Annotated in this window: 17 protein-coding genes; 4 read left to right on the plus strand and 13 right to left on the minus strand. The window is 42.6% G+C overall.

Annotated elements, in window-relative coordinates; translation table 11 throughout:
- Positions 1–49: 49 nt before the first annotated feature.
- Positions 50–3,361 carry an invasin gene (locus ACVBIK_RS13555; protein WP_447162077.1) on the minus strand — a complete coding sequence of 1,104 codons (3,312 nt, stop codon included), beginning with the start codon at positions 3,359–3,361 and terminating at the stop codon, positions 50–52.
- A gap of 217 nt (positions 3,362–3,578) precedes the next feature.
- Here ACVBIK_RS13555 and ACVBIK_RS13560 point away from each other — a divergent pair, with 217 nt between their 5' ends.
- Positions 3,579–4,907, plus strand: a complete 1,329-nt coding sequence (locus ACVBIK_RS13560; protein WP_447169903.1) for a dicarboxylate/amino acid:cation symporter — start codon at positions 3,579–3,581, stop codon at positions 4,905–4,907.
- A 480-nt stretch (positions 4,908–5,387) separates the two neighbouring features.
- Here the strand turns inward: ACVBIK_RS13560 and ACVBIK_RS13565 are convergent, their stop codons facing one another.
- From ACVBIK_RS13565 to ACVBIK_RS13595, 7 genes are all read right to left on the minus strand, one after another.
- The gene (locus ACVBIK_RS13565; RefSeq protein ID WP_447162079.1) at positions 5,388–6,692 is read right to left on the minus strand and encodes an inosine/guanosine kinase; all 1,305 of its coding nucleotides are present in this window, start codon (positions 6,690–6,692) and stop codon (positions 5,388–5,390) included.
- 259 nt (positions 6,693–6,951) lie between these two features.
- Positions 6,952–7,947, minus strand: a complete 996-nt coding sequence (gene hemH / locus ACVBIK_RS13570; protein WP_447169904.1) for a ferrochelatase — start codon at positions 7,945–7,947, stop codon at positions 6,952–6,954.
- 162 nt (positions 7,948–8,109) lie between these two features.
- Positions 8,110–8,754 (minus strand): adenylate kinase, encoded by a 645-nt coding sequence (adk, locus tag ACVBIK_RS13575; RefSeq protein ID WP_220762881.1) that lies wholly within the window; start codon positions 8,752–8,754, stop codon positions 8,110–8,112.
- A 180-nt stretch (positions 8,755–8,934) separates the two neighbouring features.
- Positions 8,935–9,780 carry a tetratricopeptide repeat protein gene (locus tag ACVBIK_RS13580; RefSeq protein WP_447169905.1) on the minus strand — a complete coding sequence of 282 codons (846 nt, stop codon included), beginning with the start codon at positions 9,778–9,780 and terminating at the stop codon, positions 8,935–8,937.
- An 86-nt stretch (positions 9,781–9,866) separates the two neighbouring features.
- Positions 9,867–11,786 carry a molecular chaperone HtpG gene (htpG, locus tag ACVBIK_RS13585; protein WP_447169906.1) on the minus strand — a complete coding sequence of 640 codons (1,920 nt, stop codon included), beginning with the start codon at positions 11,784–11,786 and terminating at the stop codon, positions 9,867–9,869.
- A 186-nt stretch (positions 11,787–11,972) separates the two neighbouring features.
- The gene (gene recR / locus ACVBIK_RS13590; RefSeq protein WP_447162084.1) at positions 11,973–12,572 is read right to left on the minus strand and encodes a recombination mediator RecR; all 600 of its coding nucleotides are present in this window, start codon (positions 12,570–12,572) and stop codon (positions 11,973–11,975) included.
- A 236-nt stretch (positions 12,573–12,808) separates the two neighbouring features.
- On the minus strand, positions 12,809–13,792 hold the full coding sequence (locus ACVBIK_RS13595) for a DUF4862 family protein (protein ID WP_447163424.1): 984 nt from the start codon (positions 13,790–13,792) through the stop codon (positions 12,809–12,811).
- A 419-nt stretch (positions 13,793–14,211) separates the two neighbouring features.
- On the opposite strand from ACVBIK_RS13595, the gene nagA reads away from it, so the two are divergent.
- Together nagA and ACVBIK_RS13605 are read left to right on the plus strand one after the other, a co-directional pair.
- Positions 14,212–15,348 (plus strand): N-acetylglucosamine-6-phosphate deacetylase, encoded by a 1,137-nt coding sequence (nagA, locus tag ACVBIK_RS13600; RefSeq protein ID WP_447163425.1) that lies wholly within the window; start codon positions 14,212–14,214, stop codon positions 15,346–15,348.
- 18 nt (positions 15,349–15,366) lie between these two features.
- Entirely contained in the window at positions 15,367–16,272 is a 906-nt protein-coding gene (locus tag ACVBIK_RS13605) for a dihydrodipicolinate synthase family protein (protein WP_447162087.1), read from the plus strand.
- Between the two features lie 416 nt (positions 16,273–16,688).
- Here the strand turns inward: ACVBIK_RS13605 and nagB are convergent, their stop codons facing one another.
- From nagB to ACVBIK_RS13630, 5 genes are all read right to left on the minus strand, one after another.
- Positions 16,689–17,495 carry a glucosamine-6-phosphate deaminase gene (gene nagB / locus ACVBIK_RS13610; RefSeq protein ID WP_447162088.1) on the minus strand — a complete coding sequence of 269 codons (807 nt, stop codon included), beginning with the start codon at positions 17,493–17,495 and terminating at the stop codon, positions 16,689–16,691.
- A 107-nt stretch (positions 17,496–17,602) separates the two neighbouring features.
- On the minus strand, positions 17,603–18,475 hold the full coding sequence (locus ACVBIK_RS13615) for an ROK family protein (RefSeq protein WP_447162089.1): 873 nt from the start codon (positions 18,473–18,475) through the stop codon (positions 17,603–17,605).
- Complete coding sequence (locus tag ACVBIK_RS13620) at positions 18,472–19,227, minus strand: N-acetylmannosamine-6-phosphate 2-epimerase (RefSeq protein ID WP_447162090.1); 756 nt, start codon at positions 19,225–19,227, stop codon at positions 18,472–18,474. The genes ACVBIK_RS13615 and ACVBIK_RS13620 overlap by 4 nt, the downstream gene beginning before the upstream one ends.
- A gap of 23 nt (positions 19,228–19,250) precedes the next feature.
- Positions 19,251–21,929 carry a sodium:solute symporter family transporter gene (locus ACVBIK_RS13625; protein WP_447169907.1) on the minus strand — a complete coding sequence of 893 codons (2,679 nt, stop codon included), beginning with the start codon at positions 21,927–21,929 and terminating at the stop codon, positions 19,251–19,253.
- Positions 21,930–22,183: 254 nt separating this feature from the next.
- The gene (locus tag ACVBIK_RS13630; protein ID WP_012154766.1) at positions 22,184–22,888 is read right to left on the minus strand and encodes a transcriptional regulator NanR; all 705 of its coding nucleotides are present in this window, start codon (positions 22,886–22,888) and stop codon (positions 22,184–22,186) included.
- Between the two features lie 200 nt (positions 22,889–23,088).
- On the opposite strand from ACVBIK_RS13630, the gene ACVBIK_RS13635 reads away from it, so the two are divergent.
- Entirely contained in the window at positions 23,089–23,901 is an 813-nt protein-coding gene (locus ACVBIK_RS13635; protein ID WP_447162092.1) for an alpha/beta hydrolase, read from the plus strand.
- Positions 23,902–23,979: the final 78 nt, after the last annotated feature.

Consider the following 23,979-nt stretch of genomic DNA (forward strand, 5'->3'; position numbering starts at 1 on the left):
AAATGCCGCTAAGAAGCGGCATTTTTGTTTTATTAACTCACATTAGTGATTAACCATTATCTTTAACATTAACTGAATAAATAACCGGATCCCCATACTTAGTCTGTACCGTAATTGAAAGTAACCCAGAGGTTTTTTGGTTAGGTGTCCCTTCTCTCCCGAGAGTAAACTGATAAAGCAACGGTTTATTGGAACTATTATTGCCGATAGTGTATGCCTGAGTTGAACTAGCTAATACGCCATTATCAGTCTCCGCGGAAATGGTGGTGCCATTTGACAAGGTATTATTGTTTAAATCTGATACGAATAGATACACCGTTTTAGAAGATAGACCTACATCAACATCTGGAGTGCCTGGGTCATTATCATCATCTACCATTTGTATCGTTAAATCAATTTCAGACACAGGAGTTATATTTCCAGCATCATCAATATCAACCAAACGTCCGTATGGTGTAGAGCCAGACATCACTAACGTCATATTTCTAAATACGTTTAATTGCGCCTGAGCATTATCTATCCCGGTTTGTGTGCAATTTGAAGCAGAAGTTGCCGCACACAAAATACCCGTATAAAAGCCATCTTTATCAGAGAATGTTCCATCATTGTTATAGTCAATAAACTCCTCTTCAACAGCTCCTACTGGTACAGGACTACCACGGTAAACGTCATCTTCGTTATCATCAGTAAAGGCTTCACTGATATCAGTCCAAGGCTCGCCAAAGTCATACTGACCGTTACCATTTAAATCAACAAAACTTTCTTCACCAATCGCATAAGCGGTTACTGTTGAGCGTCCTGGACGAGGTTCAGGAATAATTGATTCAGTTCCATTCAAATATCCAGCTAAAGTGGTTCCAATACATGGTGGAATTGAAGAACCATTAAATTCTGCTGGACAAGTAACTGTCACTCCTTCAAATGGGCGAGGGTTTTGACTCTCCCAACCGACAGAACACGTACCAGTTTTATCTACAGTAAGACAGTTACCACCGATATCTCCACCTTCAGTAGTAAACACAATTGATGTTCCCGCTGGAACTGGATTATTTGAGTGATCAGAAGAACGGATAGTAATAGAGGTAGTTTCGCCATCATGCTCCCAACCTTCAAGGTTCAATACTGTCGAAGATAAGCTAAAGCTATTGTAATCAGCTAATCCTGTTGTCACAGTTAACCCATCTGATACATTGGCAACTATTGGCGAGTCAGTATTTTCACGGTCTTGCCAAACTGCAAAAACTTTCACTGGTGTAGCTATAGTACCAGAATTCACAGTGACACTAATGTCGCCATTTGCATCGGAGTAAGCAACTGCGTATTTATTTAGTGCGCTGATGTTAGTTGGATACTCTGGCTCACCTGGTTTAGGGAAATTTGCGCATTTAATATAATCTACCGCTGATGGAGATGGAGATAAAGTAATCCCTCCAACGTCTGTTGATAGTTCAAAACAAACAAGTTCAGAACCTGCAGCTTGGCCCACTTCATTTAATAATCTAAAAGACACTTTTGATGTTTCTGAACGAGAGCCTGCACCACTTAAACCACCTGATACTTTTATAGCAAGCTCTGATGGAATAGCACTTACAAACTCTATGGCACCAACGCTTACTGGGTTTACAGATATATCTGAAGTTGCACTTACACTCGAAGCACCTGTAATAGCTGACACAGTAACAGTATCCGTACCTTCACAATTAATACTTCTATAAGTAGCAAAGCCTTTGCCTGCATTTGTTACTACAGGAGAATCTATAACAGCTCTACCTGCTGCCATACATTGTGAAGTAAGTTCAAGAGTGAAGGGTTGACTCGTTTCTAACTTCCCACTTGAATTTTTAACTTTAACCTCAATGACTGTTGAGCCGCCAGCAGGTAGCACTCCACTACCTACATATGTAGAAACATCAAGACTGATATCAACTCGTCCGATTTCAAATGCTTTCGTACTAATAATATCTTTTACTTTAAGTGTTAACTCACCAGCACCAACATCACCATTTGCATATAGGTCTAAAACAGCCTTACCATCGGCATTCGTGATTGCTGTACCTGATGCAGGGCTTACACCACCTAAAGTCGTCGCAGCTGTGACTAGTACTTGTTGTAATGCCTGTGTAGTACCAGAACGAGTGACTGTAGCACCAATGATCCCTGGGTTATCATTATTGATATTGTCTGTAACCACACAAACTTCGAAGTTTTTAAGCGTTTTATCCCAAGCAGTAATACCATTACAATTGTAGATATTGAAACTAATCTCAGGACTGGCTTCAACTGGATCTATCTCATCACCCGCTGTTTGAAAGCCTATCACTGCAAAAGTATCGCCATATGAAGCAGTTACTTCTCCAGCCCCTTCAATGCTACCAGCTGACAAGATAATCGATGCCGAGCCTAAGTTATCAGTTAATGCTGTACCAATATTGGGTAAAAATATTCCTAATGTACTAGCGAATCTAACGACTTTCCCTTTAATTGGTGCGCCATCTTTGTCAGTCAAAGTAATATTGATACGACCAGGGTTCTCTGAGCTAATACCACTCGTTTGATTGCCTGAAATATTATCAGTAAGTGATATTGCTATTGTGTTCTCTTCGCCGTCCCCACCAGGAGCATCGCCGATAACGCTATAACTATAATTATCACTTACAATATCATCATTAGACTTGTACTTTGCGATAACTTTACCTGCACCTTTTACAGTTCCCGAAATAATATCTATTCGAGCTTCACCACTTGAATTAGTAAGTGCAGTTCCTGAAGATGGATTAATAATTCCTTCGCCTTCGATAGTAAATTCAATAACTGAGAACTTTACAGGCTTATCTTCTTGAGTAAGAGTAACTATTACTGTACCTGGAGTAGATTGTGATATCTCTCGAAGCTCTTGTTTAGTTGAGTCAACGACAGTTAACGATAATTCAAAAGGCTCAATAGCTGTTCCATCACCAATCATGGTAACCTGCAACGTTTCAGACTCTCCCGAAGAAATTGACGCTGTAACCGTCGCTCCAGTATTTATGGAGCCAGCCCTAAGGTCTATTGATGCTATACCTTCAGAGTCAGTGGAAACCTCACCAGTTCCAGGGGTAAAAACACCATAGGTTGCATTATTTAATGAAAATGAAACCAATGTACTTACAGGAGCCCCATTGGAATCGGTCACCTTTGCAGTAATTGTCGCATTTTCTGCAACCGATATAAGCGAATTTGTCGTGTTTAACTCTATTGAAATTGCAGTTGGGTCAGGAGTAGTTCCACCATCTTCATCTTCAGAAATACTACCTCCACCACTACAACCAACGAGAATAAACGACCATATAAAAGCAATAAAAATGCTATAAGCTGACTTCATTGTCAGACTCCCTGTTACTCAGATTATTATTTTTGATAACTATCAAGCTACCTAGCTACTCACATTACACAATTTTCCCATAACTTTTCCACAATAAACATCTATTTATTTGCAAGAACCCTGCAAAACTTAACTTTTACCCCATTTCCTCGGTGACACTTTCTTGCTAGGCTTTATGACGCAAATTGAAAAGCATAAAAATTATACAGGAAGCACTATGTCTGCTACGAAAACCAAAAAACTCGGCTTAACGAGTAAAATTATTATCGGTATGTTTACCGGTATTATTCTCGGGCTGTTATTACGCAATCTGTTTCCAGAGAGTGACTTTGTCAAAGAGTACATCACAGAGGGTGTGCTCAATGTAATCGGTACCATCTTTATCTCAAGCTTAAAAATGCTTGTTGTTCCTCTTGTTTTTGTTTCATTAGTCTGTGGTACTTGTTCACTGAGTGAGCCTTCTAAAGTGGGTCGACTCGGTGGCAAAACCATCGCGTTTTACTTGTTTACCACTGCGATTGCACTTTCAATGGCCATTTTAGTGGCTATTGCAGTCCACCCAGGTAACGCCAGTATGGTCACTGAAGGCATGCAGTTTGATGTCAAACAGGCACCAAGCCTTTCAGATGTACTGATTAACCTTGTCCCCACTAACCCACTGCATGCAATGAGTGAAGGTAATATGCTGCAGATCATCATATTTGCGGTGATCTTCGGTTTTGCTATCTCGCATATTGGCGAGCGTGGCGCACGTGTTGCAGCGCTGTTTAACGACCTTAACGAAGTGATCATGCGTGTTGTTACGCTAATCATGCAGCTTGCTCCATATGGTGTGTTTGCCTTGATGGCAAAACTTGCTCTAACACTGGGCATGGAAACCTTTGGTAGCGTGGTTAAATACTTCTTCGTAGTGCTTGGCGTATTACTTATCCATGCGTTTGTTGTTTACCCTGTGTTGCTTAAAGTATTCTCGGGACTTAATCCATTCACCTTTATCCGTAAAATCCGCGACGTACAGCTATTTGCCTTCAGTACGGCAAGTTCAAATGCCACATTGCCTGTGACGATTGAGACTGCAGAGCACCGTATGGGCGTTGACAATAAGATTGCCTCTTTCACCTTGCCACTAGGTGCGACCATTAACATGGATGGCACCGCAATTATGCAAGGTGTTGCAACCGTCTTTATTGCTCAAGTATTTGGTATCGAGCTAACCATCACCGATTACGCTATGGTTGTGGTAACAGCAACCCTTGCCTCTATCGGTACTGCTGGTGTGCCTGGTGTGGGTCTAATCATGCTTGCTATGGTACTAAACCAAGTAGGCCTTCCTGTTGAAGGTATCGCATTGATTATTGGTGTGGATAGATTGCTTGATATGGTCCGTACTGCGGTTAACGTCACTGGCGATACAGTCGCGACAGTGGTGATTGCCAAGTCTGAAAATGAATTTAACGAAGAAATCTTCAACAATACTCAAGCGGGTAAAGTCGCTCCTGGCTTTAACGCTCAAGTACACGCTGAAGAAATGAAGTTGAACAAATAAACATATTCGTTCAACCTAAAAAGGCAGCCTAACGGATCAATGCCGATCGTTTAAGCGTAAAATGAGAAATTAGCTAATATTCTAAAACGTTTAAAAGCAAAGAACCCAGTGAAAGCTGGGTTCTTTCATTGTAAGCCTTTAATCGAATCGCGGGATATAGGCTTATCCGAATAGCATTAATCCTAATGGATGCCTTTTTACTTTCTATTTACTGGCTAACTCGTCAGGTTGCAACCTTTACGGCATAGCATTGCCAATGCTGGCCCATTAGCTACAGCGATTGCTCAGTAGAATTGAGTTTCTTTAATCCTCTCGAAGGTACGCCGCCAACCATACAGTCTACCGGTACATTCTTAATGTATTCGCTCATATCATTAATTGTTTAAATTAAAATGATAGATTCAAAAAAGGCATAACTCGAATTAACCAAGTTATGCCTTTCAAAAAGATGTCGCTATTAGGCCATAAAGGCCGCTGTGCTTATCTTTCCCAGTACGACTCTTCTAAGCTATCTTCACGCTCTGGTAAGCCGCGAGAAAGTCTTGGGCTATGCTGCGCGAGTACTTCATAAGCAACGCGGTTTGCGTACTTACAAATTTGCGAGAACGACGAATAACACAGGCCATCACGCTTGTGCTTGCTCGAACCTGGCACATTGGTCTTATGGAAAGTGTTAGACGCTAAATCATGCAATAGCGCCGCTAATGCACCATCACCGGCGCCGTTAGTATTACGAATAATTTCTGGGCCGCCCATATAAGGTGAAATATGTGCGTACACCTTTAATGGTGATTCACAATCTACTTTTAATTTAGGACGTGAAAACTCATAACGGTTAAACTCTGGAATAGAGCCCGGTAGCAGAGTGTGGCTGGTTTCGCGCTTTTCAGAATCTTCAGTGTAACCCGCGGTATAAAGCCCTAAAGGACCCGCCGTTGTTAACACCATGTCACACCACTCAAGCGCTGCTTCACTGGCTTGCAGTGGATCGCTAAAGCCAGTTAACGCTTCACCTTCATCTTCATTCATCGCCAAAATGGTCACATGTTCGTTAATGAACTCCTGCCACCATTTAGGATCTTCTTCAATGAGGAAACGCGTACCAAGCGTTAACACCACAGGCACTTCAGCTTCTTTAGCATAGTTAATCGCCGTCATTGCCGCGTCAGTGATCTGATCGTCACCACTTGCGCGCATCAAATACGCGGTTAAGATCAACGCAGAGCCACCTTGAACCACTTCTTTATCGATATATTCCGGCGTCATTTTGTCCATTGAGCCTTTGCTGATAGCAAAAGTACGCTCGCCGCACTCAGAGATCAGCGTGAAGCAACGACCAATTGGGCCAGCGACTGGCTGAAGGTAGTTCAAATCGACTTTAGAAGAGGTATTACACAGGTAACGATAAGCATAACTGCCAATTTCAATGTTTTGGCTCATAACGCCAAACAGTACTGAGCGGTCGTCAGCTAAAATAGAATAGTTATGAACCGTATTACCAATGGTGCCACCCGCGAACTCGTCACTGATAAGCTCTTGTTGTTTCAACTCGGTATAAAGCGCGTGTGCTCTATCATCATCGATTAAAGTTGAGTTGCCTTTAGGTAACTCATATCGAGTCAATAGCTCATCTTCCACTTTCGCCTCAATATCTACAAGCGTCTGATCGATACCAGAGATGTAGGTTGAAATTGGCAGAGGCTGTTGGATCAACTGCGCAAGCAGAGGATCACGATTTTTAACGGGAAAATAGTGTTTAGACTTACGCTGACCTGGAAACTTCATATAGAGCTCTCTTTCATTCGGCATCCATGCAAAATATAAATTAAAACGGGTAAGTTATCTCAAGTTGTTTATTCTAATTCGAATAAACAAACTCTGCACCTCTAGCGACTAACGCGATAAAAATTTTGTCTTCAACGTTATAGCCTAGTCAAAAACCAAGCCTATAAGATAGATTCAAAAGGCTAGATGCACGAAAAGGTGGGCGATTTTACCACAACCCTCCTCTTTCGCTAGCTGAAATCACCCAATACAGCAGAAATTAATGCCAACCTTGAGTTTGTTTTTGAACAATTTGGGCTAATAGTTGAATATGTTGCTCTGAATCATTCAAACAAGCAATAAACTCGTAACGTTCACCACCAGCAGACAGAAACGCCTCTTTGCCTTCTTCAGCGATCTCTTCGAGTGTTTCCAAGCAATCACAAGAGAATGCTGGGCACATAATATCCACTGATTTTATCCCTTGCTTGGGTAAGTCCTCTAATAACTGATCAGTTGCTGGAGAGATCCATTGCTCTTTTCCAAATTGCGATTGAAAACAAACTCGCCATTGCTCTGCAGTTAATTCAAGTTGTTCAGCCAACAGTTCAGCGGTTCGTTGGCATTGCTGTTGATAAGGGTCGCCTTCGGTCACGTAGCGCAGCGGTACGCCATGAAACGACATCAATAACACTTCTGCCTGGCCTTTGGCCTGCCAATGGTTTTTAACCGACTGCGCTAAGGCTTGGATATAGGCGGGATGATCAAAGTACTGCTTATTCATACGCATTTCTGGGATATTACGCTCAGCTTTTAATAGCTCGGCTAGCGCATCATAGACCGGCGCAACAGTAGAGCAGGAATATTGAGCGTAAAGCGGCAGAACGAAAACCTTATCAACGCCTTGAGACGTTAAGTTATCAAGGCCTGTCTGCAGTGATGGATTGCCATAACTCATGCCTAATTCAACAGGAATAGATTGTCCAAGCGTCTCTTTTAATAACATCTTGAGTTTATCGCGCTGCTTTTGGCTTATCACCATCAAAGGTGAACCTTCATCCCACCAGATAGATTGATACAGCTTGGCGACTTTGGCCGGACGAGTATTAAGAATGATACCGTTTAAAATTGGCTTCCATAGCCAAGGGGAAAGATCGACCACGCGAGGATCGCTCAAGAACTGCTTAAGGAATTTTCTAACATCAGGAGCGGTAGGTGAATCAGGGGTACCTAAGTTTACTAATAACACACCAAATGGCGGGGCTAAATCACTCACATGAATTCTCTTTTTAGCAAGATATTCAGGTCAGGCTATCACCGCAAAACGCATAAAAAAAGCCCATTTACATGGGCTTTTCAAAATATGAGAACTAGCTCATAAACACATATTCAGCCGAGTATTTTTTATACTCGCTGACTAAGGAATTGACGCTAGATATTAGCCAAGAATTGTAACGATTTCTTCGCTAACTGTTGCTACAGACTTAGTACCGTCAAACTTGTTGTAAGTTACGTCGCCTTTAGCTGCAACCGCGCCGTAGTATTCTACTAGTGGCTTAGTTTGCTCATGGTAAATATCAAGACGCTTACGAACAGTTGACTCTTCGTCATCAGGACGAATTGCTAAGTCTTCACCAGTCACGTCATCTTTACCTTCAACCTTAGGCTGGTTGAATACGATGTGGTAAACACGGCCTGAACCTGGGTGAACACGACGACCGCTCATACGCTTAACGATCTCTTCGTCTGGTACATCAATTTCAATCACGTGATCAAGAGCGATACCGCTTGAAGCCATAGCGTCTGCTTGTGGAATAGTACGTGGGAAACCGTCTAATAGGAAACCTGAAGCGCAATCATCTTGTGCAACACGCTCTTTTACTAGGCCAATAATTAACTCATCAGAAACCAACTGACCAGCATCCATGACTTTCTTAGCTTCTAAGCCTAGTGGTGTGCCCGCTTTAACCGCTGCACGTAGCATGTCGCCTGTTGAAATTTGAGGAATACCGTACTTTTCCATGATGAATTGGGCTTGGGTACCTTTACCGGCACCTGGGGCACCTAATAGCATAATGCGCATCTGAATCTTCCTCTTAATTTCGCACTGTGATACCAACATCTGCCTAGAATAAGCAAAAAGCTGTCTAGTCGATGGGTATTGTTCTGTTTAGGGCGGCGATCTTCGCACAAATAGCCGCTATTTTGAAGTTATTTTCATTCGACTTTAGCATCAGTCACGGTAAATAAACTTTGACACGAATCAGTAAAGTAGAGTGTAGAGTTTGCGTCTATATTGATTGGCTAAACTGTTGCCTTGGCCCAGTGCAGTTAAGATCTCTAGAAACAATGCTTTTACCTTGCCATCTAGTGCCGCAAGATCTTTCTGTAGTGGTGTAAACAACAAAGGCAAAGCTTCATCGTTACGCCCTGCTTGATGCAGCGCTTTGGCCAAATCTAACACTAAGCTTAAATCATCTGGCGTGCTGTCTACTGCTTGCTGTAAATTTCTGATCTCTGGTGTATCAGCAGCATCTAACGCTAACGCAAGCTTTGCCTTAAGGCTTTGATAATAACTGTCTTGGTCCGCAAGACCCACAGAGTCGAGCAGGCCTTTTGCATCGTCAAGTACGCCTAATGACAAGTACACATCGGCTAATGCTAAAGCGATTTCAGCGAGCTGGTTTTCGTTATAGGCATCTTTTAACAGTGGCAAAGCAGCAATCGCATTGTTTTCTGCTAAAAATACTCGCGCTTGGTTAAGTTTTAACTGCCACTCGGCAGGTAAATGTTTATCAAGCATCTCCACGATTTGCGGCGCTTCTTGCACACCTGCAAAGCCATCTACCGGCTTTCCTTCGTGTAATACTAGGGTGGTGGGCAAGCTTTGGATCTGGAAATAATTGGCAATTTCCATTTCCGTCTCACAGTTAATCTTGGCTAATACAAAACGGCCATTTTGTTGCTGTGCGATACCTTCAAGGGTTTGCATTAGGCTTAAACTTTCAGGGCTTTGACTCGCCCAAAATGCCATCACCACGACCTTCTCCATCGAAGCGTCGACCACTTGCTGTATATTTTCTTTCGTCAGCTCTAGAATCGATTGCATAACTTTTCCTTCGCTTTTAGCGAGTGACCATAAAAAGAGGCAGTAATACCAATTAGTATAACTGCCTCTTTAATCATAGCTGTTGATTATTTAACGCTAGCTAATAGCATTTGGTTCATTAACTTAATGAATGCTGATGGGTCAGCAAGGCTACCTTTTTCAGATAACAATGCTTGCTGTAGTAATAGCTCAGACCACTGAGCAAATAACTGCTCATCTTGCTCGTCGTTTAAACGGGCAACCAGCGGGTGCTCAGGGTTTAGCTCAAATGTCGGCTTAGGCTCTGGTACATCTTGACCAGCTGCTTGCATCAACTTGATCATCTGCGTCGACATCTCACCTTCACCAGCAACCACACATGCAGGAGTATCAGTTAGGCGGGTCGTCACTTTAACCGCAGACACTTTATCACCTAAGCTGTCTTTAACGCGCTTAACTAAGCCTTCTGACTCAGTTTCAAGTTTCTCTTGTGCTTCTTTCTCACCCGCATCTTCAAGCTCACCCAGTTCAAGATCACCACGTGTAACTGAATGTAACTTCTTACCGTCAAATTCAGTTAAGTGATTAATCAACCACTCATCGATACGCTCTGACATCAACAGCACTTCGATGCCCTTCTTACGCAGTAATTCAAGGTGTGGGCTGTTTGCAGCAGCTTCATAGCTGTCGGCGACAATGAAATAGATCTTAGACTGACCTTCTTTCATACGTTCAACATAATCTGCCAGTGATACATTGGCAGTCGCTTCACCGGTATGCGTCGATGCAAAACGTAATAGGCCAGCGATACGTTCTTTGTTAGCAAAATCTTCAGCTGGGCCTTCTTTTAGCACTTGGCCAAATTCGGTCCAAAAAGACTGATATTTTTCAGCATCATTCTTAGCAAGCTTTTCAAGCATGCCCAGTACACGCTTAGTTACAGCAGTGCGCAGTGCCGTGGTGACTTTATTATCTTGTAAAATCTCACGAGATACGTTCAGAGGTAAGTCGTTTGAGTCGATAAGGCCCTGCACAAAACGTAAGTAACTTGGCATAAACTGCTCTGCATCGTCCATCACAAATACACGTTGCACAAACAGCTTTAGACCATGTTTACGATCGCGATTCCACATATCCCAAGGCGCTTTAGCCGGAACATAAAGTAAACTCGTGTATTCTTGCTTACCTTCTACACGGTTGTGACTCCAAAGTAATGGGTCAGCAAAATCATGAGAAAGGTATTTGTAAAACTCTTTGTACTCTTCCTCTGACACATCGCTCTTGTTACGAGTCCAAAGTGCTGTCGCTTTGTTGATAGGCTTCCAGCTACCTTCAACTGCTGGCGTTGCTTCAGCGCCCTCTTCTGTTGCTTCAACCGCAGGCGTGCCTTCTTCATACATCTCTACCGGTACAGAGATATGATCTGAGTACTTAGTGATGATTGAACGTAGGCGATGGTCATCAGCAAACTCTTGCTCATCTGCACGCAGATGTAATGTGATTTCAGTACCACGGTTTTGCTTAGAGATAGTCTCAACGGTAAAGTCACCTTCACCCGCAGACTCCCAAAGTACCGCTTCATCAACGCTATGACCTGCAGCGCGAGTGCGAACAGTTACGCGATCTGCAACAATAAAAGCTGAGTAGAAACCAACACCAAACTGACCAATTAACTGTGAATCTTTTGATTCGTCACCTGAAAGGTTTTTGAAAAAATCTGCGGTGCCTGACTTGGCGATTGTGCCTAAGTGTTCAATCACACCATCGCGCGTCATACCAATACCGTTATCTTCAATCGTTACGGTACCTTTCTCTTTATCGGTGCTAATGCGAACCCGTAGTTCGCCATCACCGCCATAAAGATCATCGTTTGTAAGGGCTTCATAGCGTAGCTTATCTGCCGCGTCTGCCGCGTTAGATACCAACTCACGCAAAAAGATCTCTTTATTCGAGTACAAAGAGTGGATCATCAAATGCAGTAGTTGTTTGACTTCAGTTTGAAAGCCGTGCGTCTCTTGTTGTGACATGAAATGTTCCCTTTAAAAATCAGTTTAAATAAAGCTTACAAATAAGATGGGGCTATAAAATGGCTTTTCAAGGGAGAAATGCTGCATTGGTTTTAATTGCACAAAAAAAACCCAGTCTGCGACAATGCGTTGACTGGGTTTAATTGCGTTTTTTATATGCACTTCATCATGCAAAGCACACAAACATTAAATCGGTAAACGTCCGTTAAAAGAAAGCGCTAACGTGGTGCTATCAACATACTCCAGCTCACCGCCGACGGGTACACCATGGGCAATTCGGCTAACGGTTAGTTGGTGACGCTTTGCCATATCGGCGATATAGTGCGCAGTGGCGTCACCTTCAACAGTGGGATTGGTCGCTAAAATAAGCTCATTGATATCACCTGACGCTAAATGCTGCTCAAGTAGCGCCAGCCCTAACTCTTCAGGGCCAACACCGTCAAGCGGAGATAAGTGCCCTAATAAGACAAAGTATCGCCCAGAAAAATGACCGCCAGCCTCAATTGCCAACACATCCGCAGGAGTTTCAACTACGCAAATCACATCTGAATGACCACGCTTTGTACTGACACAAATTGGGCAGTAAGTTTCCTCGGTGAAAGTACGACATGACTGACAATGTCCGACATCTGACATCGCTTTAGCTAGCGAGTCAGCAAGTTTAGATCCCGCTTTACGGTCACGCTCTAACAGCTGAAACGCCATTCTTTGGGCTGATTTAGGGCCAACACCAGGTAAACAACGAAGTGACTGAATGAGCTCATCAACGAGTGGACTAAATTTCATTTAACGTTCCGCATAACAAGGTGCTGCACACCTCTAAAATTGAATTAAATAGCCAAAGGAAAAAGCTTTGCTAAATAGATTGGTTGGGGATGTTAACATAGAAAGCCTGAATTTGAGCGTGATTTCACGTTAAATAAAACCAGACATACTCTCTAAAATCCCCACCGCTTCACGGCTAAATTTGCCGTTAAAAACACTTAACTTTAATTAGAAATCTAACAGCTCCTAGTCCCATTTTAAGAAACTGACGTTCCATTTGGTTCTAAAGCATGATCCAACAAGGTCAGTAAACTTTTTATATATGAAACACGTTGCTCAACATCGGCTCGGTTTGGTTGCAAAGAAATTTTACCGCCGATAAAGCTCAAGCTGTGCGGTTGACACGCCTGCAATGAATTTGCGATCTCTTTAAAGGTCAATAATGAACCTTCGGCATAACTTGGAATATAGAGATCTTTAGCAGGAGGCATGTGGGTATCCTTCCACTTGCCATACGGCCCTTCAATATCACTGGCTCCAGAAAATATAATGCCTTTCAGTAATCCGCTCTGCTTAGCCAATTCAATGTGCTGTAAAGGTCCGTTAGTACTGCGAGCCTCAATTGCCGAACGCCCCCAATTAATACTAATACCTAGGTCACTCTGTAGTTTACTATTAACGTATTGTGCAGCCGAGATCTCATCTTCTAAACGCATAAATCCTTTTTCTGCATCTTGGCCTTCTATATAGGCATCACAATGCTCAATAACCAGTTTTGCTCCGTGCCAATCCCACGACAACATTGTCTCTAATGAATATTGTAAGGCTGTAACAGACGATGTTGAATTTTTTGATATTTTGGGAGCCGTATGAATCTTAAGAAAACTTACCGCCTCCCGTCCAAGATGATTATTTAATGTAATAATCGCTTGTTGAGCCTGCTGATAAAAAACTAATGCGGCTTGTCTACCGGCTTCATTTGTTGACGCTATACCGAAGTGGGGATTACTCGCTAACTGTCCCATCACTCCTGGAATAGAGGTAAATACAAACTGCCAGTCCTTACTGACATTACTTAAAAACCATTCATCATCATAAGGATGTAACTTACCGACAAAAGGATGTTCAATACCAATAATGTTTTCTTCGGACTTTAAATGTTGATAATACTGTGTCTCAAGCTCAGGCTCCCAACCTGCAGCCGAAGGAGCAGTAGCATATGCGCCAACAATATATTCCATCAATCGTTTTCCTTATCATAATAAAAACCTAACAGGTATACCTATTACACCACCATGTAAGTATAGATGCAATTTTGTTTATGGACATTCGTTTGCATAGCTAGTACTGCTATGCCTCAATAGCATCACAGCTTGCACATCAATATCTAGTTTAACTAATCAGCCTGCGGGTTTGACCCTCACAGAGATAACATCAATCCAAAATAGACTCGTGCGCAATTCACTCCCCAACAAGCATAAGCCACATCAACACGAAACTTTTCTTTGACAAAAAACAAACAACTGGTACATTGGTATAACAGGTTGACGAGATACCTGTTATGACAGGTAGCGCAACTGGCTAACCTTACACTCACTCAGCGCCGGATCATAGAACCGCATCAAGTGGGATTGTCTTCAGCAATAGAGCCTAATAAATCATGATTACGACAGTGATAGCCGAGCAAGTATTTAATGGTAGAGAGATCTTGGAAGATCAGCCAATCACTTTCCAAGATGGTAAAGTGATTGCTTTTGATAGCGTAAACAACGCAAAAGAATTCAAAATTTCAGGATTATTAACCCCAGGATTTATTGACGTTCAAGTTAATGGTGGTGGCGGCTATTTGTTTAATCAGCAAACTCACTTAACGGCTCTCGAAGCTATGGTGCATGCCCACAGTCGTTATGGCACCACTGGGTTACTTCCAACGCTAATTACCAGTGATTTAACCACATTAAACAATGCCGCAAATACTATCGCTGACGCCATTAAAAAACGGCTTCCAGGCGTTATAGGTGTTCACTTTGAAGGACCTCATATCAGCGAGCCCAAAAAAGGGATCCACAATAGCCAGCACATAAGGGCCCTAAGTGATCAAGAAATGGCAGTGTATTGCCGTAACGACCTAGGTATAAAAGTGGTCACCATCGCACCAGAGTGTGTGACAACAGAGCAAGTAAAATCGCTAATAGCACACAATGTTAAAGTATGTTTAGGCCACTCCAATGCGAGCTTTGAACTCACTCAAACAGCGCTCGATACTGGCGCAATCGGGTTTACTCATCTATTTAATGCAATGTCGCCACTCACATCCCGAGACCCCAATATGCTAGGCGCTGCACTTCTTGATAAGAATAGCTGGTGTGGCCTTATCTTAGACGGCCATCACGTGCACCCTGCAACGGCAAAGCTTGCTACCAAAGTTAAAAGCAATGGAAAAATGATGTTAGTGACTGATGCAATGTCTACCATTGGTAGCAACCAACAAACATTTGAGTTTGATGGTCATCAAATACAACTCAGCACTAATAAGTTAACCAGCCAAACCGGTCAATTAGCAGGCTCTGCATTAGATATGATAACGGCGGTCAACAACGCCCAAACTATGCTAGATATTTCACTAGAAGAGTCTCTAAGAATGGCAAGTGTGTATCCAGCAGACTTTCTCGGCATTAATACAGCCACGCAATTACTTGCAATAGGCGCTAATGCAGACTTCACCGTACTTGAAAAGAGTAACCAAACAAGTTTACACGTAAACCAAACATGGATTGATGGCAAACAAATATTTTAATTTAAATAAAGGATTACCATGAAAAAACTAACTGGATTAATCGCAGCACCGCATACTCCATTTGATATTAATGGTGATGTTAATCTGCCTGTTATCGATCAAATTGCCGCACTGCTCATCAAACAAAATGTTAAAGGTGTTTATATTTGCGGCACAACAGGCGAAGGCCTCAATTGCTCCGTCAATGAGCGAAAAGCGGTAGCAGAGCGCTGGGTTAATGCCGCACAAGGTAAACTAAGTATTACAGTTCATACTGGTGCCCTATCCATTGTTGACACGCTAGAGCTAACTAAGCACGCCGACACTCTTGATGTATTTGCAACATCCGTTATTGCACCTTGCTTTTTTAAACCCAGTTCAGTCGATTGCCTTGTCAAATACTGCGCAACCGTCGCGGCCGCGGCGCCAAGTAAAGCTTTTTATTACTACCACTCAGGAATGTCGAATGTCATGTTTGATATGGAACAGTTTCTTATCAAAGCAGATAAAGTCATTGATAACCTTGCAGGTATAAAATTTAACCATGTCGACTTATATGAGTTTCAGCGCTGTAAGCGAGTAGCCAATGGTAAATTCGATATTCCATTTGGTGTCGATGAGTCACTGCCAGGCGGGCTCGCAGTAGGCGCTATCGGCGCTGTTGGTAGTACTTATAATTACGCAGCCTCGCTGTATTTGGACATAATTGATGCGTTTAACAAAGGAGAGCAACAAACTGTCACTCACTTAATGAATAAGGTTATTGGCCTTATTCGACCTCTTGTGCAATATGGCGGAGTCGCGGCAGGGAAAGCGGCAATGCAACTACATGGGATTGATGTTGGCGATCCTCGCTTGCCAATTAGAGCTCTATCACCACAAGAAAAAGAGGAGGTCATCGTGCAAATGAAAGCCGCCGGCTTTATGGAGCATACAGCTTCATAACGCTATGATGCTGATGCTATCGCTTATTTCTTACTTATATTTATGTTTAAAGGCCAAGTCGGTAGCTTTAACCACCCCATTTGGCCAACCCAATAAGTAATAGTAAGCCGAACTCGTTAACACCTAGATTTCCTTAGACTTTCGATATATAGCAAAACACCAATATTTTGCCGATATTTTAAGTGTTTTATAGTGAGGTCGCATTTAATGCACTATATATCAAACCATCATCATCTTGATGATGGTTTTTCTTTATCTATACCGACTCAATTTAAAATTGATTTATCCCCCCCCTCTTTAAACTCATAGAGTTGACTCTCTTTCGATTGATTATTCTTATTTTGCGGCAATAAAAAAAGCCATATTAAACAATATGGCTTTATAAAGAAGCACTCAAATTAACTGCCGCACACAAGCTAGCACATTGTTAATAGTCCGTGACTATCAGTCACTTTTTGCTGCTCTTTATCGGCCCACAAAAAGTAATCTTGTTCAGTTAGCTCGCTAGCGGCGGCCTTATCGATAAGAATAACCGCATGCTGATGTAACTGTAGCGCTGATGCGGGACACATGGCATTTAATGGTCCGGTGATCATTTGCTTCACTGCCGACGCTTTATTTTTTCCTGTAGCCATCAACAACACATAACTAGCTTCTAAAATAGTGGCAATCCCCATAGTCATAGCCATTGTTGGTTGAAATTCACCTTGACCAAATAAACGGCTGTTATCTGTTAACGTTTGCTTGGTTAAAGTTTTTATTCTGGTGCGTGATGACAGACTCGATGTTGGCTCGTTAAAACCTATATGACCATTTGCACCTATGCCCAATATTTGCAGATCTATTCCACCTTTATCTTTTATCTTTTGCTCATACGCCTGGCCTTGGAGGCGAGGATTTTGCTCTGAGCTACATGTAGGTAAATACGTCCGACTAGGCGCAATATCAACATGATCAAATAAATGCTTTTGCATAAAAGTACGGTAACTTTGAGGATTCTCAGCCGCAATATTGTGGTACTCATCAAGATTAAATGTGGTGATATCGGCAAAGCTTAAGTCGCCATGTCGATATTGCTCCACCAGAAGCTCATATAGACTAATTGGCGTGCTTCCGGTAGCTAAACCTAAAACTGCCGCAGGCTTTTGTTTAATGACTTCTGTTACCCATTGCGCTGACTTTTCGGCAACTTGCTCTGGGGTATCTAAAATAATTACTTGCATATCAATTCCAATATCAAGGTAAAACACAGGCATCCATTAATCACAATATCAAGGTAAAACACTGGCATCATTAATCACAATATCAAAAGGTAAAACACTGGCATCTATTAATCACAACCAATTACCGAACCGGCATACAAAGCTGCACCAATAAGGTCGGCATGCTCTCCAGAGACAGGGGCAACGAGTTCGACGTGGTAGATTTTAGGAAGTGCCTTTAATTTGGTTTTTATTCGCTCTTGAAATAAGTTTGTAGAGCCGACACTGCCGCCTAACACCACGATACGCGTTCCTGTTAAGGCTCTAATGTTAGCGATAAGCTCAACAATGGTATCAGTTGCCTGCTCTAGTAACTGGGCTATTTCTGGATGGGATAAATGCTCATTAAAAACGGTTTTGCAGCTAACACCTTTATTTAAAATAGTTGACGCTTGATTAGCGATAGCCGTCCCTGAAGATAGGGCCTCGACACAGTTAAACCTGCCACAATGACACTCTATTGCAGGCAAACCTGACCGACTCACTGACATATGCCCAATGTGCGCACAAAATCCATCATCAGCCATCACTAACTTGCCATTTTGAACAATGCCACCACCCACACCGGTTGAAACGGTAATGTAGGCCAAAGTATTGTCTGACCTATCAGGCCTTAAGGTATATTCAGCCCAGGCTGCAGCGGCAGCATCGTTTAACATAACAACAGGTAAACCAAAGCCTATTTCAAGTTGCTGCTTTAGCGGTAGCGAATCGTTTGCAGATAAAAAGTTAACTCGCTCTGCTCCCACAAGCCCAGTACAGGCTACCGCAATCGTAAATGCCTGCTCTGCCCAACCTTCACATAAGTTAACAAGGTAACTTGCAAGGTTAGCTAAGTCTTGATGGATAATTGAATCAACTTTCCTGAGTTCAATGACTTTAGTCCCCTTGATTAACGCAGCCGATATCTTGGTGCCGCCAACATCAATTGCGATAATCATGTAGCCAAGGCTCCTATACCGTCTTGGGCATTTTCACTTGCCAGTACACTGGTATTACCGCCCGCTTCAACGCCAGCCACAAACCACTGAGTAATGTGTTCCACACGTGTAATAGCTGATCCAACAGTAACGGAAAACGCACCAAGCTCTATGGCACATGCTGCCCGCTCAGGAGAGTTATAACGCCCTTCTGCAATTACATTCAGCCCCTGACTTACCCAGCGGCTCACCAAGTTATAATCAGGCTCAAAAGGAGGGGCTGAGTTATCGGTGTAACCAGACAATGTACTGCCAATAAAAGTGCAGCCATGTTGAGCCAGCATTAAGCCAACCTCATAATCAGCACAATCTGCCATAGCAACACAACCTGCCATGTGGATTGCCTCTAATAGCTGTAACATTGATGCAGGGCGGCTCCTGTCTGTTCCATCAAATGCAATAATACTTGCGCCAGCCTTTGCTAACGCATTGACATCATCAACATATGGCGTGATACGCACAGCGCTATCAGCTAAATCTCTTTTTATAATACCGACAATTGGCACAGGGCTTACCTTGGCCACCGCCCGTACATTCTCGACACCTTCGATTCTTAACCCTTTGGCTCCACCATTCACGGCAGCCAGCGCCATAGCCACAACGTGCTCAACCTTGTCCATCGGACCATCATCTACTGGCTGACAAGAAACAATCAAAGAGTGCTTCATCGACAATAATAATTGCTTTTCTAACTCTCTATTTACCACTGACATATCCCCTTGTTAAAGCCTGATGTTTACGATGGTTTGATGGCGACTGAGTCCATTGTGTAAAGTGTTAATCCAGTTAAGTCTTTATTCGCTGCTTTCGTGTTTTGTGTCAGTAAGCTGGCAACGTAGCCAAACACTAAACAAGACACTATTCCTATCGTGGCGTACAAGTAACCATTCGCCCATCCCAACTGCCAAGCTGAAACCATGGTTGCAACGCCAGCTAAAATTCCGACTATCGCGCCAAATGAGTTGGCTTTTTTAGTCAATGTCCCTAGTACAAATAAACCTCCTAACGCCCCCATAAACATGCCAATGACCTTAAAATACGCCTCCATTAAGGAGCGAATTTCAGGGTCAATAAAGATAAGGCCCGCTAAGGTTCCCAATACGCCCATAATGAACGTCAGCCAACGTGCGGCGCTCATATAGCCTTGTTCTGTTTTTACTAAATTAAAGGGGCGTATAAAGTCTGTCACAAGAGTCGTGGCAATGGAGTTCATGCTAGTTGACACGGTAGATTGTGCGGCGGCGAATATCCCGGCCACAATCAAGCCTGCTAGCCCCACGGGCAGCTCTGTTGCAATAAAGGTTGGGAATATTTGATCTATTTGAATTGTAGGATCTAACTTCTCAGGATGGGTTTGGTAAAACGCATACAGCCCAGTACCAATACAGAAAAACAATAGCGCTGCAGGCGCGGCAATAATGGCATTTGCCCAGATAGAACGACTGGCTTCTTTCGGGTTCTTAGTCACCATGTAACGCTGCACTACGGCTTGATCTGCCGTATAACTTGATAGATTTTGGCCAATACCACCAATTACAACGACCCAAATAGACAAGGTAGTTATGCTATCGAGGCTAAAATCAACATCCACCATGGTAAATTTATTATCCGTAAGACCAATACTAATAAACTCAGCCATACCTCCGTCTAACCCTGCAATGATGACGATAAAGCACAGCACTGCACCAATAAGTAACACTATGGTTTGTAAGGTATCAGTCCAAATCACTGCCTCAATTCCACCCATAGTGCAATAGATGAGACAAAGAACTCCCATTATCAATACGCTCTCACTCGGAGATAACGGCGTAACAGCAGACAAAGCTAATGCAGTAAGTGCCATAACAATACCCATGCGTCCTACATGGAATAGCGTAAATAAACCACTAGCAAATAATCTGACGCTCATATTGAAGCGTTTTGAAAGGTATTCGTAGGCGCTCGTTGCATCAATCTGACGGAAAAACGGCATAGCAACATAAATCGCAATAGGGGCGACAGCAATGATCATCCAGATCCCCAATAACAATAGCCAGTTGCTCTGAAAAACCACCGCGGGTAACGCAACGTAAGTTAACGAACTCAACATGGTGGCATAAATTGAGCAAGCAGCGGCCCACCAAGGAATCGATTGACCACCACGAAAATAATCATTAGTGGTTCTATTTTTGAAAACGAAGAACAAGCCAACCAAAACGACAAATACTAAATATGTCACTAGTACCGTCATGTTGATCCAACCAAAATCCTTAGCTGGTCGCTTTAATGATGCTTGCCATAATGTAGATGCAGAGCGGTTATCAAGACTAGGGCTTAGTGCATAAACATAACCGTTTGCAGTCATGGTGCTTTCAGTGATCCCGCCACTAAAATCGGCTGGAGTATTGCGATTATCATTCGCCGTTAAATATTGCGTCCAACTATTAGTTATCGCATTAAATGCTAAAGTATCGCCCTTATCGGTAAAGGCGAGTATGTGTGAATGGCCGAATGTTGCCAGGCTATTTACTTGCTGATTAAAGTCATTATTCGTCTCTGAAATGTCGCCGAGTTTTTGCCATTGATTAGCGAGAGTTTCAATGGCTGGATTAAACTTCCAAAAAGCCGTTAAGGGCAGAGGAATATGGCTTGAATTCGGCTCTTGGTTTAATAGACGATAGCCCCCTATCGCATATATTTTTTCACCACTGCCATCATTTTGAACCGCTAACTGCACACCATTTTGATAAGTGGTACTTTCACTTGGTAATGCAGGTAAAGCGCGCCAAGCGCTCTTGGCTGCGAAGCGTTCAAAATCAAATTGATTGTTTGAAAGCAAATTTTTACCTGCTGTTAACGCGCTCAAATCCAAAGCGAAAAACTGGTTATTTGCATCCATCCCCGTTAATACATACACAGTGTTTTCGACAATGACAGCTGATGGCGATTTTACGGCGACGGGGAGTGGCGGTAATAAAAAACTCTCTAATACAGAAGCGCTCTGTTGCCATACCAGTAGATTGACTCGATTCGATGCTTGCTGCGCATTAATGCCACCAATAACAAGTGTCCCCCCAGCAAAAGGAGCAGTAGCCGCATAGGCTCTATTGCCATCGTTCGCCGATAAAGAAGTCGGTACCACTGCACTATCGGCGGTAACAATATAAACAAGCTGAGATTGCTTAGCGGTTAGCAGCATGTTTTCAACGATTAATGGTTGCTCTTGAGTGAACGATTGAGTGAACGGCTCAAACTCCAACCCAGAGGAGATAATAACATGCTCACCTTGCTCACCTATGAACGCACCAGCACCTAAACGAAATGGTCCAGAGAGCTCCGTCTCGATCTTTTGCCAGCTGACAAACGTTTCAGCGACGGCAAGTAGCGGCATCATTAACATCAAACAGAATGCTAACTTTATTAGTTTGTTGGTCATATGTTTCAAATATTAGTGGTTAGCTGTATACCTGTTATACCACCATGGAAACATCAGGGCCACAAAAAACAACAATTAATTTAACACTAAAGCAACCTCGCGCTTCGATTTTCAAAAGCGCTCAAACTGCGCGCAATAAAAAAGGGCTATCGTAAGATAGCCCTTAGAATGAATAATTCATGTTTTAATTAAGCTCAAAAATAGATAAGCAGCCTTTACTGAAAAGACTGCTTGAGCATGAAAATATTTCTCTACTAATCGTAATACTTATCAAATACATATTGTATGTGTTGAGTTAACTTTTTATCCGCTCCCTCTACATCACGATTTTTAATGCATTCTAAAATATCGACATGGTCTTGATGGCTTTTAGCGTTTAACTCTTTAACGTTGGTTTTAGCCGGTCTAGCATCAATAACCCAATCAACTAGCGCTTGGTGAATGGCCAAAAAAATGGGATTACCAGGTATTGATGCTATGACATGGTGAAAATAGATATCGGTTTTTTTAAATTGGCTTTCGTTATCTATTGCTTTGCCATTTAATGCGACCGCTTTTTCTAACTCTTCAATTTGTTCACTTGTTGCAAACTCAGCCGCATGGCGCACTAAGCTCGATTCAAAGAAGCTTCTTAGCTGATCAAAATATTGCAATCCGTTAGGCTGCGATAGAAAGTCTTTTGACATTCCAGATAGCTCAGAAATAATGGTTTCAGGAGAAGGTCTACTCACACGAGTTCGTTCACCGCTGCTAATTTTAACTAAGCCTTTGCGTGCAAGTGCTGACAAGGCATCGCGAATTGAAGGCCTGCCCACTCCAAATGCCGCCATTAACTCTCTTTCAGACGGCAGCGCTTCACCTTCGGCTATTTCACCTTGGCGTATCATCTGTTCCAATTCTTCTTCAACGGTTTCTGAAAGTTTTTTTCGTTCAACAGGACGTTTAATAGTAATTGGCATTCGAAGTTCCTTTAGCACCTAACAAGTTTTATACCTATCTAGCTATCATACCAGTGGTGCTATGAATGTATACACAATTATCCCAAATAGATGCCACATCGATAGCAAAAGTAAACTTTGGGCTTACTTTCATTAAACATTGATCCTTTGGTACACCTATTATACCGTTGAGTGATTATCAACCACACCAGTTCAAGACTATGAATAAGCATCAGCTAAAAAAAGTGTATTATGGCAACGATAGTCAGCAGTTTGCCCACCTTTATACACCGAGTCATAAAGAGAAACTAACAGCTGTTGTTATCGTGATTCATGGTGGTTATTGGAAGGATAATCATACTCTTGAAACATATGCTACCAGTGCCATTGTTGATTACTTGCAAGGCTTTAATGTCGCAATATGGAACTTAGAATATCGTCGCATGGATAGTGTAGGCGACAATATCAAAGCGCCATGGCCCGCAACATTTAAGGATATTGCAGCAGGCATAGACATGCTTCAACATATTAGCCTTGAGGAGGGTTTGGACTTAAGGCGGATCCTATTAATCGGGCATTCTGCCGGCGGACATTTGGCAACTTGGGCGGCTTCTAGATCGAAGATATCTCCAAGCAGTCCCCTCTTCAGCCCACAAGCACTTGCTATTCGAAACGTTATTTCTATTAGCGGCATACTAGATTTAACCGCAGCCGATGATCTTGAACAGCCTCAGCAAATACATAGGCTAATGGGAGGCACGGTAAAAGATTTTCCTGAGCGTTACCAAGCATGCAACCCAAGCGACTTACCCGCAATGCACCTTAACCTAACATTAGTGCATGGTGAGCTCGACACTTGTGTCAAAATTGCTCAGCTCAAGCGCTATAAAGACCAAACAAGCCAAGATATAAAGCAAATTAGCATACCAAATGCAGATCATTTCTCGATGTTACCCCATAAGGGGGACTGGCAAGAGTCTCACTGGGCGGTTATCAAACAGCTTATAGCAGATGAAATCGACGCCTTAGCTTAACGGCTCGAAATGTAGACTGTTAGCCATACTTATAGCTAACAGCCTAGGTTTCTATTTCATAGCCATGAATAGCACTGT

It is taken from the genome of Shewanella sp. 125m-1 (assembly GCF_052977065.1).

Bases quoted from the DNA above. Each gene is read 5' to 3' on its own strand.
- ACVBIK_RS13625 (WP_447169907.1), bottom strand. From the start codon at position 21,929: ATGACCAACAAACTAATAAAGTTAGCATTCTGTTTGATGTTAATGATG.
- ACVBIK_RS13615 (WP_447162089.1), bottom strand. From the start codon at position 18,475: ATGATTATCGCAATTGATGTTGGCGGCACCAAGATATCGGCTGCGTTA.
- ACVBIK_RS13555 (WP_447162077.1), bottom strand. From the start codon at position 3,361: ATGAAGTCAGCTTATAGCATTTTTATTGCTTTTATATGGTCGTTTATT.
- ACVBIK_RS13620 (WP_447162090.1), bottom strand. From the start codon at position 19,227: ATGTCAGTGGTAAATAGAGAGTTAGAAAAGCAATTATTATTGTCGATG.
- ACVBIK_RS13580 (WP_447169905.1), bottom strand. From the start codon at position 9,780: ATGCAATCGATTCTAGAGCTGACGAAAGAAAATATACAGCAAGTGGTC.
- ACVBIK_RS13560 (WP_447169903.1), top strand. From the start codon at position 3,579: ATGTCTGCTACGAAAACCAAAAAACTCGGCTTAACGAGTAAAATTATT.
- ACVBIK_RS13635 (WP_447162092.1), top strand. From the start codon at position 23,089: ATGAATAAGCATCAGCTAAAAAAAGTGTATTATGGCAACGATAGTCAG.
- ACVBIK_RS13605 (WP_447162087.1), top strand. From the start codon at position 15,367: ATGAAAAAACTAACTGGATTAATCGCAGCACCGCATACTCCATTTGAT.
- nagB (WP_447162088.1), bottom strand. From the start codon at position 17,495: ATGCAAGTAATTATTTTAGATACCCCAGAGCAAGTTGCCGAAAAGTCA.
- ACVBIK_RS13595 (WP_447163424.1), bottom strand. From the start codon at position 13,792: ATGGAATATATTGTTGGCGCATATGCTACTGCTCCTTCGGCTGCAGGT.
- ACVBIK_RS13565 (WP_447162079.1), bottom strand. From the start codon at position 6,692: ATGAAGTTTCCAGGTCAGCGTAAGTCTAAACACTATTTTCCCGTTAAA.
- adk (WP_220762881.1), bottom strand. From the start codon at position 8,754: ATGCGCATTATGCTATTAGGTGCCCCAGGTGCCGGTAAAGGTACCCAA.
- htpG (WP_447169906.1), bottom strand. From the start codon at position 11,786: ATGTCACAACAAGAGACGCACGGCTTTCAAACTGAAGTCAAACAACTA.
- ACVBIK_RS13630 (WP_012154766.1), bottom strand. From the start codon at position 22,888: ATGCCAATTACTATTAAACGTCCTGTTGAACGAAAAAAACTTTCAGAA.
- recR (WP_447162084.1), bottom strand. From the start codon at position 12,572: ATGAAATTTAGTCCACTCGTTGATGAGCTCATTCAGTCACTTCGTTGT.
- nagA (WP_447163425.1), top strand. From the start codon at position 14,212: ATGATTACGACAGTGATAGCCGAGCAAGTATTTAATGGTAGAGAGATC.